This window comes from Arthrobacter globiformis (genome assembly GCF_030815865.1).
In the GTDB taxonomy this organism is placed as follows: domain Bacteria; phylum Actinomycetota; class Actinomycetes; order Actinomycetales; family Micrococcaceae; genus Arthrobacter; species Arthrobacter globiformis_B.
In genome coordinates, this window is sequence record NZ_JAUSXI010000001.1 from 2,975,743 (window position 1) to 2,994,031 (window position 18,289).

12 protein-coding genes and 1 pseudogene are annotated in these 18,289 nt (G+C 68.8%); 8 read left to right on the forward strand and 5 right to left on the reverse strand.

All coding sequences use genetic code 11. The features are described 5' to 3' along the window. Positions 1 to 33: 33 nt before the first annotated feature. A complete protein-coding gene (locus tag QFZ33_RS13715) occupies positions 34 to 498 on the forward strand; it encodes a phage tail protein (RefSeq protein ID WP_307028298.1) in 465 nt (154 codons plus the stop codon). 42 nt (positions 499 to 540) lie between these two features. Here QFZ33_RS13715 and QFZ33_RS13720 read toward each other — a convergent pair whose 3' ends face one another. Then, positions 541 to 1,128, reverse strand: coding sequence for an HhH-GPD-type base excision DNA repair protein (locus QFZ33_RS13720; protein WP_307028300.1), 588 nt, complete (start codon positions 1,126 to 1,128; stop codon positions 541 to 543). Between the two features lie 68 nt (positions 1,129 to 1,196). On the opposite strand from QFZ33_RS13720, the gene QFZ33_RS13725 reads away from it, so the two are divergent. Further along, positions 1,197 to 2,135: a 5'-3' exonuclease gene (locus tag QFZ33_RS13725; RefSeq protein WP_307028301.1), complete on the forward strand. Its 939-nt coding sequence runs from the start codon at positions 1,197 to 1,199 to the stop codon at positions 2,133 to 2,135. 8 nt (positions 2,136 to 2,143) lie between these two features. Here QFZ33_RS13725 and QFZ33_RS13730 read toward each other — a convergent pair whose 3' ends face one another. After that, complete coding sequence (locus tag QFZ33_RS13730) at positions 2,144 to 4,300, reverse strand: amylo-alpha-1,6-glucosidase (protein WP_307028303.1); 2,157 nt, start codon at positions 4,298 to 4,300, stop codon at positions 2,144 to 2,146. Positions 4,301 to 4,495: 195 nt separating this feature from the next. Here QFZ33_RS13730 and QFZ33_RS13735 point away from each other — a divergent pair, with 195 nt between their 5' ends. Next, positions 4,496 to 5,737 carry an MFS transporter gene (locus QFZ33_RS13735; protein WP_307031805.1) on the forward strand — a complete coding sequence of 414 codons (1,242 nt, stop codon included), beginning with the start codon at positions 4,496 to 4,498 and terminating at the stop codon, positions 5,735 to 5,737. Positions 5,738 to 5,833: 96 nt separating this feature from the next. After that, positions 5,834 to 7,660, forward strand: a complete 1,827-nt coding sequence (gene ggt / locus QFZ33_RS13740) for a gamma-glutamyltransferase (RefSeq protein ID WP_307028306.1) — start codon at positions 5,834 to 5,836, stop codon at positions 7,658 to 7,660. 67 nt (positions 7,661 to 7,727) lie between these two features. Here ggt and QFZ33_RS13745 read toward each other — a convergent pair whose 3' ends face one another. Next, positions 7,728 to 8,351 carry a hypothetical protein gene (locus tag QFZ33_RS13745; RefSeq protein ID WP_307028308.1) on the reverse strand — a complete coding sequence of 208 codons (624 nt, stop codon included), beginning with the start codon at positions 8,349 to 8,351 and terminating at the stop codon, positions 7,728 to 7,730. A gap of 165 nt (positions 8,352 to 8,516) precedes the next feature. Between QFZ33_RS13745 and QFZ33_RS13750 the strand changes: the two genes are divergently transcribed. The 3 genes and pseudogenes from QFZ33_RS13750 to hrpB all read left to right on the forward strand — a co-directional run bounded on the left by QFZ33_RS13750 (position 8,517) and on the right by hrpB (position 12,538). Further along, positions 8,517 to 8,933 (forward strand): hypothetical protein, encoded by a 417-nt coding sequence (locus QFZ33_RS13750; RefSeq protein ID WP_307028311.1) that lies wholly within the window; start codon positions 8,517 to 8,519, stop codon positions 8,931 to 8,933. A 13-nt stretch (positions 8,934 to 8,946) separates the two neighbouring features. After that, positions 8,947 to 9,768 (forward strand): annotated as a pseudogene (locus QFZ33_RS13755) (HNH endonuclease signature motif containing protein); the annotation flags it as partial. Positions 9,769 to 9,820: 52 nt separating this feature from the next. Then, on the forward strand, positions 9,821 to 12,538 hold the full coding sequence (gene hrpB / locus QFZ33_RS13760; RefSeq protein WP_307028314.1) for an ATP-dependent helicase HrpB: 2,718 nt from the start codon (positions 9,821 to 9,823) through the stop codon (positions 12,536 to 12,538). Positions 12,539 to 12,555: 17 nt separating this feature from the next. On the opposite strand, the gene QFZ33_RS13765 is transcribed toward hrpB, so the two are convergent. Together QFZ33_RS13765 and QFZ33_RS13770 are read right to left on the reverse strand one after the other, a co-directional pair. Further along, positions 12,556 to 13,587, reverse strand: a complete 1,032-nt coding sequence (locus QFZ33_RS13765) for a glycosyltransferase family 4 protein (RefSeq protein ID WP_307028315.1) — start codon at positions 13,585 to 13,587, stop codon at positions 12,556 to 12,558. A gap of 89 nt (positions 13,588 to 13,676) precedes the next feature. After that, positions 13,677 to 15,806 (reverse strand): amylo-alpha-1,6-glucosidase, encoded by a 2,130-nt coding sequence (locus QFZ33_RS13770; RefSeq protein ID WP_307028317.1) that lies wholly within the window; start codon positions 15,804 to 15,806, stop codon positions 13,677 to 13,679. Positions 15,807 to 16,054: 248 nt separating this feature from the next. Between QFZ33_RS13770 and QFZ33_RS13775 the strand changes: the two genes are divergently transcribed. Then, positions 16,055 to 18,235: an elongation factor G-like protein EF-G2 gene (locus QFZ33_RS13775; RefSeq protein WP_307028319.1), complete on the forward strand. Its 2,181-nt coding sequence runs from the start codon at positions 16,055 to 16,057 to the stop codon at positions 18,233 to 18,235. Positions 18,236 to 18,289 lie beyond the last annotated feature (54 nt).

Here is an 18,289-nt window from a genome sequence, read left to right on the forward strand (position 1 = left end):
AGGGAAAGCGATGAATCATGATCAGGAGGGCGCATGCCATACATCGTAGACTTCCAGAACGTATCCACCGTTGGCCTGGAACCGTCACCAGTCGCGGAGGCGCTGGCAGGACTGCGTGCCAACGAGGCCCGTTATTACAAGAACAAGTACGATCACGTTTTCAGTGTCAGGCCCGCAAGTGAGGCGCCGGAAACGCTGGACCGGGTGAACCGCATCCTCTCCGACGAGCGCAGCATTGTCATCTCGTCCCGTCCGCTTGAGGTGACTTCCTTTGAAGTGAACGGTTTTCGGATGGCGTACGTGTTCTACGAATCCGGCTTGTCGATCAACGTGATGTACGGCGTCGAGGACGGATCGAAGCGAGCAGTGGGGTTCAAGCTGTCACAAGGCATGGAAGTTCCCGAGGAACTTGCATCAAGCTTCAAGTTCGCGCGCCAAAAGTCGAAGCTGGCCGGCGAGATTCGCGGCTCCTACTTCGTGATCAAGGGCGAGTACTGAGCCTGTAACGCCAAGGCGACCGGCCGCCGTCGTACTCCGGCCCTATTCGGCGGCCGGCGCCTTCGCGGCTTTGGCGGCGGCCTTCGCTGCCTGCTTGCTGGCACGCACCTTCGTCAGCGACTCGGGGTCCACGATGTCCGCGACCGAGAGGTATGAACCCTCCTCGCCATAGTGGCCAGCGGCCTCGCGCCAGCCGGGCGCCTCGAGTCCGCACTGCTTGCCGAGCAGCGCCAGGAAGATCTTGGCCTTCTGCTCGCCGAATCCCGGCAGGGCCTTCAGCCTGCGAAGAACTTCCTTTCCGTCGGGTTCGTCCCTGGTCCAGATGGCGGTCGCGTCGCCGTCCCACTCGCTCTGCACGGCGTCGGCGAGCGCCTGGACGCGGCCGGCCATGGAGCCGGGAAAGCGGTGGACTGCCGGACGCTGCTTGAAGACCTCGACGAAGCCTGCCGGGTCATGTTCGGCGACCGCGGCAGGACTGATGGACCCGATGCGCGTGCGGATCTTTTCGGGTCCGGCGAACGCCGACTCCATGGTCACCTGCTGGTCAAGCAGCATGCCCGTGAGCAGCGCGAAGGCGTCGTCGCTGAGCAGTTTGTCGGCGGCGTCGTCGCCGGTGATGTGCAGTTCCATGCGCCCATCCTCCCACTTCCGGTCCGTGTTCACGGGCACCTCGCGGTGAATCCGTGTCAGGATCAGTCATGGTCAACCGCCTGATGCTGCTGGACACCGCCTCCCTGTACTTCCGCGCCTTCTACGGCCTGCCCGACACCATCCGCAGGGCCGACGGCACCCCGGTGAACGCCGTCCGCGGCCTGCTCGACATGATCGCGCGGCTCAGCACGGACTACGGCGCCACGCATCTGGTGGCCTGCTGGGATGACGACTGGCGTCCGCAGTGGCGGGTGGACCTCATCCCGACCTACAAGTCCCACCGGGTCGCCGAGGTGAGGCAGGCTGCCCCGGACGTGGAGGTGGTGCCGGACGCGCTTGAGGCGCAGATCCCGATGATCCGCCACGTGCTGGATCTCGCCGGCATCGCCGTCGTGGGCGCTCCGGAGCACGAGGCCGACGACGTTGTGGGCACCTATGCCAGCCACGCCGACCTTCCGGTCGACGTGGTAACGGGGGACCGGGACCTCTTCCAGGTGGTCGACGATGCCCGGCAGGTGCGTGTGATCTACACCGCCCGGGGCATGAAAAACCTCGAAGTCATGACCGACGCCGTCGTGGTCGGGAAGTACCGTGTGCTCCCCGAGCAGTACGCCGACTACGCGACCCTGCGCGGCGACGCCTCGGACGGATTGCCGGGCGTCGCGGGCATCGGCGAGAAGACCGCCGCGGCGCTCCTCCTGGAGCACGGCACACTCGACGGGCTGGTAGCGGCGGCGGCGGATCCCGGAGGCGCGGTATCCGCCTCGGTCCGCTCGAAGCTCGCCGCGGCCGCGGACTATCTCAAGGTGGCCCCCGCCGTCGTCAACGTGGTGCGCAATCTGGAGCTGCCGTCCCTTGAGGAGGCGGGGGCGGAACTGCATGCCGTCGGGGGCGAGGCGCGGGAAGAGCTCGGGCGGCTCGCCACCGAGTGGAACCTGGGCGGCTCGGTCCGGCGGCTGCTGCAGGCGCTGGACCGCCAACCCTGAACGGTCCCTTACTTTCCCAGCCCGGCTTCGGCTAGCAGCTCCGTCAGCCATGGGCGGTGTTCGCGGTGGAAGGTCAGTCCTTCCGGCAGCCCCTGCACGGAGGGCTCGGAACCGGTGATGTCGATGGTGATCCGGCCGCCGCCCATGGGGGCGTTGGTGATGTGCAGGTCGCCGTAGGATTCGGGCAGCACGGGGTCCATCCACATGCCGCCCCGGGACACATGCGCGTCGTACCGCATCAGGCTGGTCACCAGCATGATCGGCGTGGTGGCCGCCCATGCCTGCGGGGAGCACGCCGTCGGATACGGCACCGGCTCGGTGACCTGGTCACGGCTAAAGCCACAGAACAGTTCCGGCAGGCGTCCGTCGGTGTAGTCGGCCGCTTCCAGCAGAGCCGTAGCGATCCGCTGTGCCTCCTCCACGAAGCCGTAACGCAGCAGGCCCGCCGCGATGATCGCATTGTCGTGCGGCCAGACCGACCCGTTGTGGTAGCTGGCAGGATTGTAGGCACCCATGTCGGTGGCCAGGGTCCGGACGCCCCAGCCGCTGAACATCTCAGGGGACATCAGCCGCTCGGCTACCAGCGGCAGTTTGTCCTCATCCACAATGCCGTGCCACAGGCACTGCCCCATGTTGGAAGCGCAGGCGTCCACGGGCCGTTTGTCCCGGTCGAGTGCCACAGCGTAGTAGCCGCGGTCCGGCAGCCAGAACTGTTCGTTGAACTTCTTCTTCAGCTGCGCCGCCTCTTCGGTGAGCCGGGCGGCCAACGGTGCGTCGCCGGCGTCGTAGGCCATCCATGCCCTGGACAGAAGCGCCGAGTAGACCAGGGCCTGGACTTCGCAGAGCGCGATGGGAGGCTCGGCCAGCGTCCCGTCAGCGAAGTTGATGCCGTCCCATGAGTCCTTCCAGCCCTGGTTGATGAGGCCCTGGTCGTTGAGGCGCTCGTACTCGACGAACCCGTCGCCGTCCTTGTCGCCGTAACTCCGTACCCAGTCCAGAGCGCGGTCGGCATGGGGCAGCAGCGCTGCAATCGTGTCCTTCGCGAAGCCCCAGCGGCTCACCGAACCGAGCGCCATCACGAACTGCGGCGTGGCATCGACGCTGCCGTAATAGGCGGATTTGCCGCCCAGCGCCAGCCCGCTGGAGATACCGAGCCTGACCTCATGCAGTATCTTCCCCGGTTCCTCCTCGCTCATCGGATCCACCACTTTGCCCTGCCGGTCGGCCAACGTCTGCAGGGTGCCCAGCGCCAGGGACGGATCCACCGGCAGTGCCATTTCCGAGGCCCACAGCGAGTCCCGGCCGAACAGGGTCATGAACCACGGGGCACCGGCGGCCACCACAATGCGTTCCGGATGTGCGGGATCCTCGATGCGGAGGGCCCCCAGGTCGTCGTAGCTGCGCCGCAGGGTCCGCTCTATGGAACGGTTCCGCATGTGCAGCTTGGGAATCTTGGCCACCCATTCCTGCCGGCGGCGGTCGCTCGGGGATACCTCACCGGCGACCGGACGGATCAATGACGACGGCGGGACCCCGCCACCGTTGGCGGCAGGCGCGACGCTCACCCGAGAGCTCCATGCACCGCGCGGCGGGACCACCGTCCGGAACGTGAGGGAATCAGCCGTGACCTCGGCTCCACGCGCGTTGACGACGACGCTCTTCACAAGATCCTGCCAGCCGGCCCTGATCACCAGCGAGTCGCCCTCGGGCCGGCGGGATTCCTCCCAGCGCCGCTGGACGCGTGCCTCCTTCACCTCAAAGAGATCAGCGAAATCCGATTCAACACTGAGCGAAACGATGCACTCGGTCTCCTTCGAGGAGTAGTTCCGGATGGTGATCTCCTCGCGGATGCCGGCACCCACCTCCCGTACGCGCTCCACGATCAGGGGACTGTCAGCGTACCCGTCAGAGCGGGGTACCCGGCCAATGAACAGCGCCCGGTAAGGCTCCTTGGTCTCCGCCGTCAGCGCCTCCAGGGGCAGGCCGTTCACAGACAGGTTCCAGCGGGACAGGATGCGGGTGTCCTCATGGAAGACCCCATGCGGATGCTCCGGGTGGATATCCCCGTTCGCCGAGGAAATGCAGAAGGAAGAACCTTCCACCAGCGTGACCGTGCCCGACCCCATCGGACCGGCAGCTGTATCAGCATTCCAGCCAGCAGCCATTCCCGCCTCCTTCGACGGCTCAGGAGGGAGGCGGCACTGTGCGGACCGGAGCCGCACTATTGGTCGCCGCCTTCCTCCGTTGGGCACGACGCTACGCTCGAACGCCTGCCGATAAAAGGGTCTCTGGCGGGCGCCGGTCAAGACGACGAGAATGGGCTCGTGCCCCAACTTCGCGCCGGGACGGACAGCGAGGCGATGAATCCGGCGGCCCGCAAAGTGCAGCGCATCTACCTAACGCTGACACTGGGCAATACCCTTGCGGCCTCGTTCATCTGGGGCATCAATACGCTGTTCCTGCTCGATGCCGGGCTCAGCAACCTCGAAGCCTTTGCCGCGAACGCCTTCTTCACCGCCGGTATGGTGCTGTTCGAGGTGCCCACCGGCGTGGTGGCCGACGGCTGGGGGCGCCGGGTTTCCTTCCTGCTCGGCACCGCCACCCTGTCCGTTTCGACGCTCCTCTACTACCTGCTGTGGCAGCTTTCCGCGCCGTTCTGGTCGTGGGCAGTGGTGTCCGTGCTGCTCGGTTTGGGCTTCACCTTCTTCTCCGGCGCGGTAGAGGCCTGGCTCGTGGACGCGCTGCACTTCTCCGGCTACGACGGTGCGCTGGAGACGGTACTCGGGCGCGGCCAGATGGTGTCCGGCACCGCCATGCTCATCGGGTCGGTGGCAGGCGGCGTCATTGCCCAAGCCACCGACCTCGGTGTGCCGTTCCTGCTGCGAGTGGGCGTGCTGCTGGCCATGTTCGTCGTGGCCCTATGGCTCATGCACGACGTCGGCTTCACCCCCGAACGCTCCGCGCATCCCCTGCAGGCAACCCGCGCCGTCCTTTCAGCGTCCATCGAGAACGGCCTGAAAAATCCGCCCGTGCGCTATGTGATGCTGTCCGCGCCGTTCACGGCCGGCGTCGGGATCTATGTCTTCTACGCCCTGCAGCCGTACCTGCTTGAGCTGTTCGGCGACCGCAGCGCGTACGCCGTCGCAGGTTTGGCCGCAGCCATCGTCGCAGGGACCGAGGTCCTCGGTGGCTGGCTGGCGCCGCGCTTCCGCCGCCTGGTCCGCAAACGCACCACGGTGCTGATCCTCAGCGGGGCCGGGAGCGCACTTATCCTGGTGGCGCTCGGCTTCACCCGTGAGTTCTGGGTGGCCCTGGTGCTGCTGGCCGCCTGGGCGCTGGTGGCCGAGGTCGGGACCCCCGTGGGGCAGGCCTACCTCAACGACATGATTGACTCCAGGCAGCGGGCAACAGTGCTCAGCTTCGCCTCCCTCACTGGCTCGAGCGGCGGCGTGGTGGTGCAGCCGCTGCTGGGGCGGGCCGCCGACGTATACGGCTACCCGGCGTCGCTGGCGTTCAGCGGCGTGATCCAGGTGGCCGCGGTGCCGTTCCTGTACGCCAGCCGCCGGCAGCGCGCCGCGGCTGATGAAGCACACAGCCGTTGAGACGCGCCCGGAGAGGTTTTCGCCGTTGAGTGTCCTTGCCCGGCGGAGTAGCGTGACAGTACCGTCAACCCGCAGTACACCGTCCCGGGAGCGACCATGTCACACCTAAGAAGCCGAGTAGCAGCCGTCACAGCGGCCCTGGCTGTGAGCGTGACGGCGGGGGCCGTCGCCAACCCCGCGTTTGCTGATGAGCGGGTGACCGAAAAGACTGCGACCGCCACCGGATATGGCGGCGCGGTGAGCACCGTGGACCCGGAGGCTTCCGCCGCGGCCATCGACATCCTCCGCAGGGGAGGCAACGCTGCGGACGCCGCGGTCGCCGCTGCGGCCACCCTCGGCGTGACCGAGCCGTACAGCGCCGGGATCGGCGGCGGCGGGTACTTCCTCTTCTACAGCGCACGCACCGGCCGGGTCAGCACCCTCGACGGCCGCGAGACGGCCCCCGCGGCCATGCCGCAGAATGCCTTCATCGATCCCAAGACCGGCAAACCCTACAACTTCACCCCCGAGCTCGTCACCAGCGGCGTTTCGGTGGGCGTGCCGGGCACGCCGGCCACGTGGGAGCGCGCACTGGACCGGTGGGGAACCAAGGACCTGGACGACCTCCTCGAGCCGGCCATCAACGTCGCGGAGCGCGGGTTCGTGGTGGACGGCACCTTCCGCCAGCAGACACTCGACAACAAGCTCCGCTTTCAGGCGTTTACCTCCACCAGCAAGCTCTTCCTCCCCGGCGGTGACGCGCCCGCCGTCGGCAGTATCTTCAGGAACCGGGACCTCGCGGCAACCTACCGGCTGCTCGCGGACAAGGGAACACGCGGCTTCTACCACGGCGCGCTCGCGAAGGAGATAGCGTCGACTGTGCAGGCGCCGCCCAAGACCAAGACAACCAAGCTGCCCGTCCCGGCCGGCCACCTGACGACTGCGGACCTCGCCAAGTACCGCGCACTGAGCCAGTCGCCCACCCACGTGGAATACCGTGGCCTCGACGTCTACGGCATGGCCCCGTCGAGCAGCGGCGGCACCACGGTGGGCGAGGCGCTGAACATCCTTGAGCCGTTCGACCTTTCCGGCATGTCCAGGCCCAGCGCGCTGCACCACTACCTCGAGGCCAGCGCGCTCGCCTTCGCGGACCGCGGCAAGTACGTGGGCGACCCCGCGTTCGTCGATGTCCCCACCCGCGCCCTGACGGACCCGCTGTTCGGCAAGGAACGCTCTTGCGAGATTGATCCGAAGCTTGCGGCCGTGAAGCCGGTGGCCCCTGGTATCGTGGCGAATTACGACGGCGCGTGCCCGGCCGCCGCGGCGGCCCCCGCCAGCGAGAAGGACACCGAGAACATCTCCACCACCAACCTGACCGTGGCGGACAAGTGGGGCAACGTCGTCGAGTACACCCTTACCATCGAGCAGACCGGCGGCTCCGGCATCGTGGTTCCCGGCCGCGGCTTCCTGTTGAACAACGAATTGACCGACTTCTCCACCGTGTACGACCCGAAGGACCCGAACCGGATTGAGCCCGGCAAGCGGCCCCGATCCTCGATGTCCCCGACGATCATCCTCAAGGACGGCGACCCGTTCCTTGCCCTCGGCTCGCCCGGCGGCTCGACGATCATCACCACCGTCCTCCAGACGATCCTGAACAGGGTGGACCTGGGGATGAGCATCTCCGGTGCCATCGCGGCTCCGCGGGCGGCGCAGCGGAACTCGGCCAAGGTGACGGCCGAGCCCGCATTCATCACCGCGTATGGAACCGAGCTGAAGCCGTTCGGCCACGAGTTCACCCCGTCCGGTGACGCGTTCACTTCGGCAGCGGAGATCGGCGCAGCCACGGCCATCGAGTTCAAGTCCGGCGGCCGCCTAGTCGCCGCGGCCGAGCCGGCCAGGCGCGGGGGAGGCTCTGCCATGGTGGTCAAACCCGCGAGGTGAGACCCGCCGTCGTTCCTGGGAAAGCCAGCCGCTCTGCCTAAGGCGAGCCATTATGGAAGGCGAGCCGCTAAGCAAGGCTGTCGCCAGAGCCCGGCAGTAACTGCCCGTTCCTGATCTGCGACGGTCCGAACTCCACCGTGAGCGGACGGATTTCCCAGGAGCCGCCTCCTTCCCGTGAACGGCCTTCCCCTGAATGCCCCTGTGGCTTTGGCTTGCCCACGGCAACGTGGGGGCGCCACCGCGGATACCTGTAGCCCAGGGCGCGGGAGCTGAGGATAAAGTCATCGGGGTTGTCCACCAACATGTCATCCAGCAGCTCATGGAGGGCCTGGACGAGGGAAACCTGAAAGTCCCGCACGCCCTGGGGCACGTCCACCTCGAGTCCGGACACCCTGCCGCCGCCCAGCAGAACCAGTCGCTCGGCCGTACCGGAGAAGCCCTCCAGCACTGGCAATGCGCGCAGCCAGTCGGCGGTTGTGAGGGCGGCCGCGTCCGGAACCGTGGCGCCTCTGGTCCATTCAGCAACGTCGGCGGCGAAGTCCTCCAGGACGCCGATGTGGAGCAGGGTCATGTGCAGGCCCTGCGGCCTGCGCAGCCCGTCCGTGTACGCGGCGAGCTGTTCGTAGTCCGCGGGTTTGGCTCCGACGGCGAGCACCGGAACCTCAACCGTGATGCGGGGAAGCCTCAGCATCCGGACCTCCTCCTCCTTGGCCGCCGTCGTGATTCTTGCCTGTGGATGATGCCATTATGCGCTTCATAAGGTGCCCCAGGGTTTAGCTGGGTCTGTGACCACCAGGCCGTGCAGGTCATTCTGTGGTGTGGCGTTTTTGTCATACCCCGCTGTCATGCTGTGGGTATGGAAAACAGCGCGGCAGCTGTGGAGGCGTTGGAGGCTATTAGTGCCTCTGCCGCGGCGCTGGCTGCCGAGCTCCGCAGGACTGATGATGCGGGCCTGGCGGGCGTGGATCCGCTGCCGGATCAGCCGGATCCTCTGCAGGAGCGGGCGGATGCCTTCCTTGCCGGCGTGGCCGAGGCGGCCAGGCTGGTAGCCCGGCTTGCGGCTGCGAAGGTGCACCTCGCGGCCGGATTCGCTGCTGCAGAAGCGGCGATGGTGCCGCCTGACGCGTCCGTGCGGGTTGAGGGCGGGGCTGAAGGCCCGGCCGCAGTTCCCTTCCCGCAGTTTCCCTTCCGGCAGGCTCCGTCCCGGCCGATGAGCTGCCAGCCGGTGGTGTCCGGGCCGGTGAGGTGCCAGCCGGCGGTGTCGGGCCGGTGAGGTGCCAGCCGATGGTGTGCCGTCCCCGGCGGCGCAGGTCCTGGTCACGGTTCCGGTGTTTTAGCTGCTTGGCCTGACCGAGGAGCCGGCGACGCTGGATGGTTATGGGCCGATTCCGCCGTCCATGGCCCGCCGGCTCGTCGCCGGCGGCGGGACGTCGTTTCTGCGGGTGTTGACCGACCCGCGGGACGGGGCACCGTTGGAGATCGGCCGCACCAGCTACCGGCTGACGAAGCCGATGCGCCAATGGCTGCGGCTCCGTGACGCGAAATGCACGTTCCCCAGCTGCAACAACCACTCCCTGGACAACGACGCGGACCACATCCTTGCCTGGTCCGACGGCGGCGGCACCGGCGTCGCCAACCTTGGCCAGCCCTGCCCGAAACACCACCGCCTGAAACACACCACGCCATGGAGACCGGTCGGTGCCACCCGGGACGCCCCACCGGGCTGGATTTCTCCATCGGGCCGGTCCTACCCAGCCGAGTATCAGGACTGGGAACCACCCACCTGGCCAGAACCACCACCCGTCCAAGATTGGCAGGAACTTCCGCCCGGCCAGAACTGGCCCGAACCAGCACCCGGCCAGGATTGGCCAGAGCCCTCGGACTGGGCCATGCCACCGACCTGGTCCGAACCAGCGGAGCGGCCAGACGAACCCGATACCTTCGAGGCCTTCGACGACTACTCAGGCCTGGGCGGTTACCCGTGCCCTGAACCTTTAGGACCTCTCGACCATCTTGGCGGTGTTGCGAGCCCGATGGCACCCGACGGGCCTGAACCACCACTGCCAGTTGATCCATGGCCCTACTGGTCATCATCCACAGCAGCCTAGGAAGACACGTGCCCGTGTCAGGTCGCGCCGCTGCCACCGGCACAATGGAGGGGTGACTTCCGCACCCCTCCCGCAAGATGCCCCACAGGACGCCCTGGCACCTTCCGCCCCGTTCGACCTGCAGGCCATCGGTTCCGGCCTGGTCTTCGCGGAGTCGCTGGCGGAGCTGGCCGGGGTGCTGGGAAGGCAGGGCGCCGGCGGAGCCGCGGTAGTCCAGGCCCCGCCCGGCACCGGCAAAACGACACTCGTGCCTCCGCTGGTTGCCAACCTGGCCCAGGCTGCCGCCAGGGGTGGGAAGCCGCGCATCGTGGTGACCCAGCCGCGCCGGGTCGCCGCCCGCTCTGCCGCGCGGCGGCTGGCAGCCCTTGACGGGACGCAGCTGGTGGACAGGGTGGGGTACACCGTCCGAGGCGAACGGCAGGCTGGTCCCGGTACCCTGATCGAGTTCGTGACCCCCGGTATCCTGCTGCGGCGCCTGCTGGCCGACCCGGGCCTGGACGGCACTGCCGCCGTGATCCTCGATGAGGTGCATGAACGCGGCCTCGAAACCGATCTGCTGATGGGCCTGCTCGCCGAGGTGCGCCAGCTGCGCGGCGACCTCATGCTCGTCGCCATGTCCGCCACCCTGGACGCACCGCGGTTCGCGGCGCTGCTCGGCGCAGACCTCGGCGGGGAACAATGCCAGGAGGCCGTCGGCGGCGGCCCGGCTCCCGTCGTCGACTGCCCCTCCGCGCTGCACCCGTTGGAAACTGCATGGGCGCCTGCCCCGGTGGCGCGGCTGGATAGTCGCGGCGTGACGCGCGCTTTCCTTGACCATGTGGCGGGCACCGCCGCGGCGAGCTACGCGGAAGCCCTTGCCTCGGACGCCGGCACCGACGCCCTGGTGTTCCTGCCGGGCGCCTGGGAGGTGTCCTATGTGGCCGGCCGGCTGCGCAGCCGGGTGGGTCCCGGCGTCGAAATCCTGGAACTGCACGGCCAAGTCAGCCTCGCCGCCCAGGACCGTGCTGTGTCCGGGCGCCAGCCGGGGGATCCCGCCCGGATCATCGTGTCCACGGGACTTGCCGAGTCGTCCCTGACGGTGCCCGGCGTCCGGCTGGTGGTCGACGCCGGCCTGTCGCGGGAACCGCGCCGTGACGCCGGCCGCGGCATGACCGGCCTGGTCACCGTCTCCTGCTCCCGGGCCTCGGCCGAGCAGCGCGCCGGACGTGCAGCGCGGCAGGGGCCGGGGAAGGTGGTCCGCTGCTATGACCAGAAGACCCTCGGCGCTGCGCCCGCGCACCAGACGCCTGAGATCACCGTGTCGGACCTGACGGGTGCCGCCCTGATCCTCGCGTGCTGGGGTTCACCGGGCGGCCGTGGGCTGGCACTTCCGGACGCCCCGCCGCAGGGGGCGATGGGCGATGCCGTCGAGGTGCTGCGCGAGCTTGGCGCCGTGGCGGACGACGGGCTGGCCACTGAGCTGGGCAAAGCCCTTGCCCGCATCCCCGCCGACCCCCGCTTGGGACGCGCCCTCCTGGTTGGGTCGGCGCTGCTGGGTGACCAAACCACTGGCCACGGGACTGCCCGTTACGGAACCGCCGCGGAGGTGGTGGCCGCCGTCGCAGGGGACCAGCGCGCAAACGGAGCGGACCTGCCCCGGCTGGTGTCAGCGCTTCGCTCCGGCAAGGACCCCGCCTCCAAACGCTGGGCCGAGGAGGCGCGGCGGCTGGACATCCTGGCACGCCAGGCACCGACCGGCGTCGGGCTTCCCTCCGTAGCCGTGCCGGCGGGAACAGCCGAACAGATCGGTCTGGTCGTGGCCCTGGCGTTCCCGGACCGGGTAGCCCGCCGGGTCCCCGGGGACGGGCCGGAGCGTTACCTGCTGACCTCCGGCACTCGGGCCGGCCTTCCCGTCGGCAGCCCGCTTGCGGGGCACGAATGGCTGGCGGTGGCCGAGGTTGCGCGGGCGGACGGGCGGGACGCCGCCGGGACCGGGGCAGTGATCCGCTCCGCCGCACCGCTGACGGCGGACACAGCCGAGGCCGCCGCAGCGCACCTGCTGCTCGATTCGGTGGAGGCAACGTTCAGCCAGGGCCGGGTGACGGCCCGCCGGGAGCGGCGGCTAGGCGCCATTTCGCTCTCCTCCACGCCCGTGCGGGCTTCCGCGGGGGAGGCGCGCGCCGCCGTAGCCCGGGCGCTGGAGGAACAGGGGCTGGGAGCCATCGGATGGTCGACGGCGGCCGACGCACTGCGCCGCCGTCTCGCCCTGCTGCACCGGGAACTGGGCGAACCCTGGCCGGACATGTCCGAGCAGGCCTTGCTGTCCCGGCTCGACGACTGGCTCCGCCCGGAGCTGGAAGCGCTGGCCGGTGGTGCCGCCACCTCCGGCATTGACCTGACGGATCCTCTGCGGCGGCTGCTGCCGTGGCCCGACGCCGCCCGGCTCGGCGAGCTCGCTCCGGAGTTCCTGGAGGTGCCCAGCGGCTCCCGCGTCCGCATTGACTATCCCGCGGCCGGGGAGGACGGCGGCAGGCCGGTAGTCGCCGTTAAGCTTCAGGAATGCTTCGGCTGGGACCGGACGCCGCGGCTCGCCGGCGGACGGGTGGCTGTGCAGTTCCATCTGCTGTCACCGGCCCGGCGGCCGCTGGCCGTGACGGACGACCTCGCCTCCTTCTGGTCGGGGCCCTACGCGCAGGTCCGCGCGGAGATGCGGGGCCGCTATCCGAAGCACCCCTGGCCCGAGGACCCCTGGACCGCGACGGCGACGGCACGGACCAACTCCCGGAAGTGATTACCCCGCGGAAGTGATTACCGGGCGGAGGTCACACCGGTCAGTCGGGCGTAGAGGGCGAGATGATCGTCGACCATGCGCTCGGTGCTGAAACGCTCTTCGGCCTGGGTCCGGACCGTCCTGCGGTCCAGGTCCGCCGCGCGCACCAAGAGGCGGGCCAGTTCCTCCGGAGCCTCAGCCAGGTAGCCGCTGACCCCGGCGTCAACAATCTCGGGCGCCGACCCCATCCGTGTGGCAACGACCGGTGTGCCGGTGGCCATCGCCTCGATCATCACCAGCCCGAACGGTTCCATCCACTGGATGGGATTGAGCAGGGCGATGGCTTCCCCGAGCAGTTCGTATTTCTCCGCCCCGCCCACCTCGCCCAGGAACTCCACGTCCGGGCCCTCCAGCGGCTCCACCACCTCGTGGTAGTACTGCACTTCGGCCGGTTCCCGCATCTTGGCGGCGATCCGGAGCGGAATTCCGGCCAGTTGGGCCACCCTGATGGCCTCGACGACGCCTTTGTCTGGGCACATCCGGCCAAGGAAACACGCGTAGCCGCCCTGCCCGTGCCCCACCGGAACGGCGGCCACCTCCATGCCGTGGGGGATGATGGCCGCCACCCGGTCTGCCAGCGTGCTGCTGACCTGGCTCCTGGAGATGGCGATCAGGGTTGTGTCCCGGGCTGCTGCGCCGTAGACAGCGGCGTACGACGGGGTGAGGTCACTGTGCATCGTGGTCACCACCGGCAGCCCCTCGGGACGGCCGCGGTAGAGCGGCCCGGCGAGGGTGTGGTCATGGACCAGATCCACCATGCCGTCCATCCCGGCATACGCGCCGATGACGTGGCTGAGTTCCGAGGAGGTGAATCCAACGAGGTCGGGTTCGGAGGAACGCATCCCGGGGAGCCGATCCACCGGGCAGGTGCTGTCCGCGGCGGCGGCAAGCAGCACCTCATGACCCGCCCTGGAAAATCCCCTGGCCAGGGCGTCGACCACCAGTTCGATGCCTCCGTACCCAGCCGGGGGAATCGGATACCAAGGCCCCGCAATCAAACCGATACGCATCCGCAGCTCCCTTGTCCGGATGTACTGTGACCGTCTAACTACTGAGACCATTCAGTTGTGGGCGCACCGGAGTTACGGCGCCATGTTCCTCAAGGTGCCATCAGCCGCTCCAGCGGCGGCCGCGGTTCGTGCAGAACTGTCAGGCCCTCGCGCAGGCCGTCAATGGACCCTTCGCTGCCGGCGGCGCTCAGGGTGATCCGGGAAGAGTCCATCTGCACGTTGTCCGCGCGGAAGCTGCCGAACCCGGCCGGCAGCACGGGGGCCAGGCAGACCTCGTCACGGGGAAGCAGTGGATCAAAGCGCAGGAGGGTCCGCATCAGGTGCACCGGCGCGGCCGAAGCCCAGGCCTGAGGTGAGCACGACGTGGGGAAGGGGACAGGGTCAGGGAAATCGTCCCGGGAGAATCCGCAGAAGAGTTCCGGCAGCCGCCCGTCGAACTGTTCCGCCGCATCGAACAGGCCCGTGGCAATTTGTGTGGCCTCCTCGACGAACCCGTACCGCATCAGCCCGGCGGCGACCAGCGCGGTGTCGTGCGGCCACACAGAACCGTTGTGGTAGCTGACGGGGTTGTAGGCGCCCATGTCTGAGGCGAGCGTACGGATCCCCCACCCCGTGAACATCTCCGGGGACATGAGCCGCTTGGCCACCAGGGGCGCCTTGTCGGCGTCGACGATGCCCACCCAGAGGCAATGGCCCATGTTGGAGGTGCAGGCATCCACCGGACGCTTGTCCTTGTCCAGTGCCACTGCGAAGTATTCCTGCTCGGGGAGCCAGAACTTCTCGTTGAACTCGGCCTTGATATCGGCGGCCCGGCGGTTCCATTTGGCCGCGGTCTCCTCGTCACCCAGCTGCTGGGCCAGCAGCGCGCGCCCGAGGTAGGCGCTGTAGACGTAGCCCTGCACCTCACACAGCGCGATGGGGGCCTCCGCCATCTTGCCGTCGGCGAAGTTGATGCCGTCCCAGGAGTCCTTCCAGCCCTGGTTCAGCAGGCCGTGCTCGTTGGCGCGCTGGTACTCCACGAAGCCGTCGCCGTCGCGGTCCCCGTAGTGCTCCACCCATTCCAGGGCCCGGTCCGCATGCGGCAGGAGCGAGTCCAGGAGGTCGCCCGCCAGCCCCCAGCGCCCCAGCTCCGCCAGCAGCGTCACGAACAGGGGCGTAGCATCCGCGGTGCCGTAGTACGCCTGGCTACCGCCGAGCGCCAGTCCGGCGGTGACGCCCAGCCGCACCTCGTGCAGGATCCTCCCGGGTTCCTCCTCGGTGTCCGGGTCAACCTTCTCGCCCTGCAGCGAGGCTAGGGTCTGGAGGGTCCCCACGGCCAGCTTCGGATCCACGGGCAGCGCCATATAGGAGGACAGGATGGAGTCCCTGCCGAAGAGGGCCATGAACCACGGGGCGCCTGCGGCCACTGCTGCTCGCTCCGGGTGGTCCGGGTCGAAGATGCGCAGTGCGCCCAGGTCCTCCTGGCTCCGGGTTAGGACCTTCTCCACGTTCTTGTCGGTCACGGTCAGCCGGGGAACGTGTTCCTCCCATGCTGCATAGCGCTGCGCGCCCACGTGCGGAGCCGACTCATGCGTGAAGGGCTGCTCGGGCCCGGCGCCGTCAACCAGGGGCGTGGTGAATACGCTGGCTGTCCACAGACCGCGGGGGGCCAGTTCGGCGTCGAACGTCAGGGCATCCTCGGTGACCGTGGCGCCGTGGGCGCTGATGACCACGCCGCGGTGGATGCCGTTGCGTTGGGCGTCAATCTGCAGGGCGTCGGCCCGGACCTGCCGGCTGTGCTCGGAGGACGGCACCACCTTTCCGCCTTTGACGTCGAACAGGTCGCTCAGGTCCGCGTCCACCTTGATCTGGATCCGGCAGGTCAGCGGTTGTTCCGAGTAGTTGTGGACTTTGATGTCGTCACGCAGACCGGGCCCGACCTGGCGGCTGTGCTCCACCACCAGCGGGCTCTCCACCGCCCCGTTGGCCCCGCGGGGCCTGCCGACGAACACCGCCCGGTAGGGTTCCCGGGTCTGGCCGGACAGCGGTTCCAGCGGAACGCCGTCGACCGTCAGCTGCCAGCGCGACAGAATCCGGGTGTCCTGGTAGAAAGCGCCCTGCGGCTGGCCGGGAAACACGTCCCCGCTCTCGGCGGAGATGCAGAAGGAGGAACCTTCCACAACGGTCACCGCCGTCAGCCCGGACGATCCTGCACCGATATCTTCATTCCACGCACTCATCGACCGCTCCCTGGCGACTAGTCGGATGGCATGGGCCGGCCGTGCGGCCACGTTATCCATCGTCCCCCTACCGGCATGAGGCCGCAACGGTTATTACGTACCGCTGGTGCCGGCTCCGGAGGGCCGCGCCGCCGCACCGCCGGACTGGCGTTGAGGGCCGCGACCCCTTGCTGATCAGCAGCTTTAGGTGTCGAATCTTCTTACTAAGGCCGCTTGGCGGCTCACGACTAGCACGCCGGGAGATGGTCATGTCGGTAAAGGGCACTAATGGCCGGGGCAAGGGCCCGGGCCGCGGCAGTTCCGACCTCCGGCGGGCGGACGCGTCGGCCGGAGCGCCGGTGGACAAGCCGGAGGGCATCCGCAACGTCGCGCTTGTTGGGCACTCCGGGGCCGGCAAAACCATGCTGCTCGAGGCCCTGCTCGCCGCCGCCGGGACCATCCCGCGGATGGGTTCCATCGTTGACGGCAACACGGTCAGCGATGCGGAACCGTCCGAGATCCACCAGCAGCGCTCCGTCGTGCTTTCGGTGGCACCGCTGGTTTACGACGGCGTCAAGGTGAACCTGCTGGACACACCCGGCTACGGCGACTTCACCGGCGAGCTGCGGGCGGGGCTGCGCGCTGCGGACGCGGCGCTGTTCGTGGTGTCGGCCGTGGACGGCGTCGACTCCGCCACCACCGCACTGTGGGCGGAGTGTGCCCAGCTGGACACGCCCCGGGCGGTGGTGATCAGCCGGCTGGACCACCCGCGTGCGAACTTCGACGCCGTCCTGGCCGCCTGCCAGCGCGCCTTTGGCCAGTCGGTGGTGCCCGCATACCTGCCGGTCCGCGGGGACGGCGGCGCCGCGGGACTGCTGGGGCTGCTGTCCGGACAGGTCTCGGAGTACGACGGCGAGTCCCCGGCGCCCGCGGTCCGGGAGGCCACTGCGGATGAGCTTGCAGCGGTGGAATCCGAGCGCGGCACGCTTATCGAGGGCATCATCTCCGAGAGCGAGGACGAGTCACTCATGGACCGCTACCTCGGCGGTGAGGATATCGACGTCGACGTCCTGGTGGGCGACCTCGAGACCGCAGTCTCGCGCGGATCGTTCTTTCCCGTCCTGGCTGCTTCGGCAGAAACGGGCCTGGGGGTCGCCGAGCTGCTGGACATGCTGACCCGGGCGTTCCCGACACCGCTGGAGGGCGCCGTGCCGGATGTGACGGACCTTGCCGGGGAACCGGCGGGGCCGCTGTCCTGCGATCCCGCCGGGCCGCTGGCCGGTGAGGTGGTGCGCACCACCATGGACCCGTTCCTGGGGCGGGTCTGCCTGGTGCGCGTCTTTTCCGGCACGCTGCGCGAGGATTCGGCCGTGCACGTCAGTGGCCGCGGCCTGGCCGAACGCGGCCATGAGGACCACGACAGCGACGAGCGCCTCACACACCTTTACTCCCCAATGGGGGCAAGCCTGCGGCCCGTCCCGTACAGCGTGGCCGGGGACATCTGCGCCATCACCAAACTGGGCAGCGCCGAGACCGGCGATACCGTGTCCGCGAAGGACGCCCCGCTGCTGATCACCGCCTGGGACATGCCGGAACCGCTCATGCCGGTGGCCGTCGAGGCCGCCACCCGCAGCGACGAGGACGCCCTCGCCAAGAGCCTGGGCAAGGTGGCCGCCGGCGACCCGACGCTCCGGGTGGAACGCAACTCGGAAACCCACCAGCTGATCCTGTGGTGCATGGGTGAGGCCCACGGCGAGGTGGTCCTGGACCGGCTGCGGGACCAGGGCGTGAAGCTGCAGACCGTGCCCGTGGTGACACCGCTGCGGGAGACCTTCGCCGCGCCCGCCGCCGGGCACGGGCGCTACGTCAAGCAGTCCGGCGGCCACGGCCAGTACGCCATCTGCGACATCGAGGTGGAGGCACTCGAACGCGGGGCGGGCTTCGAGTTCGTGGACAAGACCGTGGGCGGGGTGGTGCCGAACCAGTTCATCGGCTCGGTGGAGAAGGGTGTGCGGGCGCAGATGCAGAAGGGTGTCTCGGCCGGCTTCCCGGTGGTGGACATCCGGGTGACCCTCGTGGGCGGCAAGGCCCACAGCGTTGACTCCTCGGACGCCGCATTCCAGTCCGCCGGCGCGCTGGCCCTCCGTGAGGCCGCAGCCGTCGGCCGCATCCAGCTGCTGGAGCCCGTCTCCGCCGTCACCATCAGCATCCCGGATGAGTACGTGGGCGCCGTCATGAGCGACCTCTCGTCGCGCCGTGGCCGGCTCACGGGCACGACGTCGTCCGGCGGGGATGTCACGGAGGTCACCGCCGAGGTACCGGACGGGGAGCTCCTCCGCTACGCGGTCCAGCTGCGGGCGCTGACCGCCGGCACCGGCCGGTTCCGCCGCAGCTACCTGCGGCACGAACCCGTCCCGGGCAACGCGGCGCCGGCGGCTGCGCACGCCTGAGAATTCCTGGCTGCCTGTAGGGCTGCCCTAGCTTGAGTTCACCAATTCCTGGAA